This is a genomic window from Streptococcus mitis (genome assembly GCF_009496285.1).
Classification (GTDB): domain Bacteria; phylum Bacillota; class Bacilli; order Lactobacillales; family Streptococcaceae; genus Streptococcus; species Streptococcus mitis_BP.
The window spans coordinates 1-2172 of the sequence record NZ_WIJK01000049.1; the positions used below are offsets into that span (position 1 = coordinate 1).

Consider the following 2172-nt stretch of genomic DNA (forward strand, 5'->3'; position numbering starts at 1 on the left):
GGCTACTGTTGTACCCTTAGGAAGATCTTTCAAGTTACCGATTGAATCTTCTGCTTTTGGTTCAGTTCCTTTATCTACAGTTTGAGCTTTTGGTGTTGGCTCGTTCTTATCTGCATCTGTTGGTTTTGAACTTGGGTCTGTAACAGTTACTTTAACTGGAACTTCTTCCTTAGAACCATCTGGGTAAGTTACAACTGCTGTCGCAGGTTTTTCACCTGGTGTTGTTGTATCTACTGGATCCTTGAAGGCTACTGTTGTACCCTTAGGAAGATCTTTCAAGTTACCGATTGAATCTTCTGCTTTTGGTTCAGTTCCTTTATCTACAGTTTGAGCTTTTGGTGTTGGCTCGTTCTTATCTGCATCTGTTGGTTTTTTAGTTACAAATTCTGTTAGTGGTTTTTTATCTGTAGAACCATCTGTGTAGGTTACGACAAGATTTCCATCTGCATCTTTTGTGACTGATTGAATCTTACCATTTTTATCAACTGGAGTATCTTTTGCGATATTCGCATCATCATTGTCCTTGTTGTACTCAAGTTTAAGTTTTTCTTTGATTTTATCTAACTCAGCGTCTGTTACTTTTGTTGGATCTGCTACTTCAACTTTATCAGCTGGAGCTGGAGTTGCAATATCGTACTTATCTGTTTGAGATTTAACGATGAAGTGAACATATCCTGGAGTCTGAGTTGCATTCGGATTTTTATCTAATGCATTAAAATCTGTATTTGATGGTGCATTATCATTGTCATTAGCAACAACAAAACTTGTCCAATGGTTTGGAGCTTTAAGTGTTGTAACACCTGTCATCTTAATAGTAGCTGTAGGACCTGATACAGTACCATCACCATGAGTGACTGCTGAATTCTCGATTTTTCCAGTTGTGAAACCGTAATCTGCCGTATTATCTTTTCCAATACCACCAGGACCACGTACATACATATCTTTAACAGCAGTGTTGTCTGATGCTTTGAATGTTAAATCAGTGTTTTCACCTGTATAAACATAGATTTCTTTCTTAGCTTGATTTGAGTATGGAAGTTCTACTTTTGGAGCTACGTTTACAAATTCTGACAATGGTTTTGTATCTTTAGAACCATCTTTATAGGTTACAACAACTTTGTTTCCTTCTTTTTCTACTTTATCAACAACTTTTGAAGCATCTTTTACTTCTTCACCTTTTTTGTCAGCTAAACGTGCATCTGGATTGTTTTGAGAATATTCAACTTTAACTTTCTCTTTAATTTTTTCAAACTCTTTATCAGTAACATTGTTAGCATCTGATACGGTTACTTTATCAGCCGATGCTGGAGTTTTGATATCATATTTCTTAGTTTGTGCTTTTAATACGAAAGTTACTGCACCTGGGTCAGTTAAGTAAGAACCAACAACCTCTCCATTTTTCTTAGTTTTTACCGCAGTATTATTGATTAATGCTCCATCAGTATCAGTTGCAGTGGCAAAACGTGTTACAAGCTCTAAAGAGTCGTTTTCTGTTTTTGGCAATCTATCATCAAGACCAGAAACTCGACCTGTTACTTTAATTTTTGCTGGTGTAGCAGTTTCAGAATTAATCGCTGTTACAGTATATCCAAATTCATTATCTTGTTTTTCTGGGTTCCCATCAATATTATTTAAGGCAATATTTCCACCTTTTTTAAGTGAAGCTGATTTAATTTTTCCAGAATCATCATTAAAGGTAATATCAACGTCTGCATCTTCACCAGTATAAAGATAAACTTCTTTTTTGTTTGGAGCTGGATCTGAATACGGAATCTCTACTGTTGGTGCTACGTTTTCACGTGCTGGAGTTGCTACTTTAGGATCACTTGCTACTGATGTGTTACCTGCCGCATCTGTTGCTTTGGCTGTTACATTACCTGCTGGAATATCAACTTTTGGAGTAATCGTTGCTTTTCCATTTGCTCCTGCAGTTGCTTCACCAATCTTGTTGTTGTTTTTATCGTAAAGGGCTACGGTTGAACCTTTTTCTGCAGTTACTTCAACTGGTGTCTTAGTTCCTGCTTTACCTGTTAGATCTGTATTCACTACTGGTTTCGCTGGAGCTGTTGTATCTGTCGCAACTTTAGCATCACTTGGTTTTGATTCATTACCTGCTGCATCAGTTGCTTTGGCTGTTACAGGACCTGCTGGAATATCAACTTTTGGAGTAAT

General features: G+C 37.0%; 1 protein-coding gene. It reads right to left on the reverse strand.

Annotated features, from left to right (window positions below; translation table 11 throughout):
• The coding region (locus GEZ89_RS09430; protein ID WP_228113891.1) for a Rib/alpha-like domain-containing protein at positions 1 to 2172 on the reverse strand (2172 nt) is incomplete at both ends.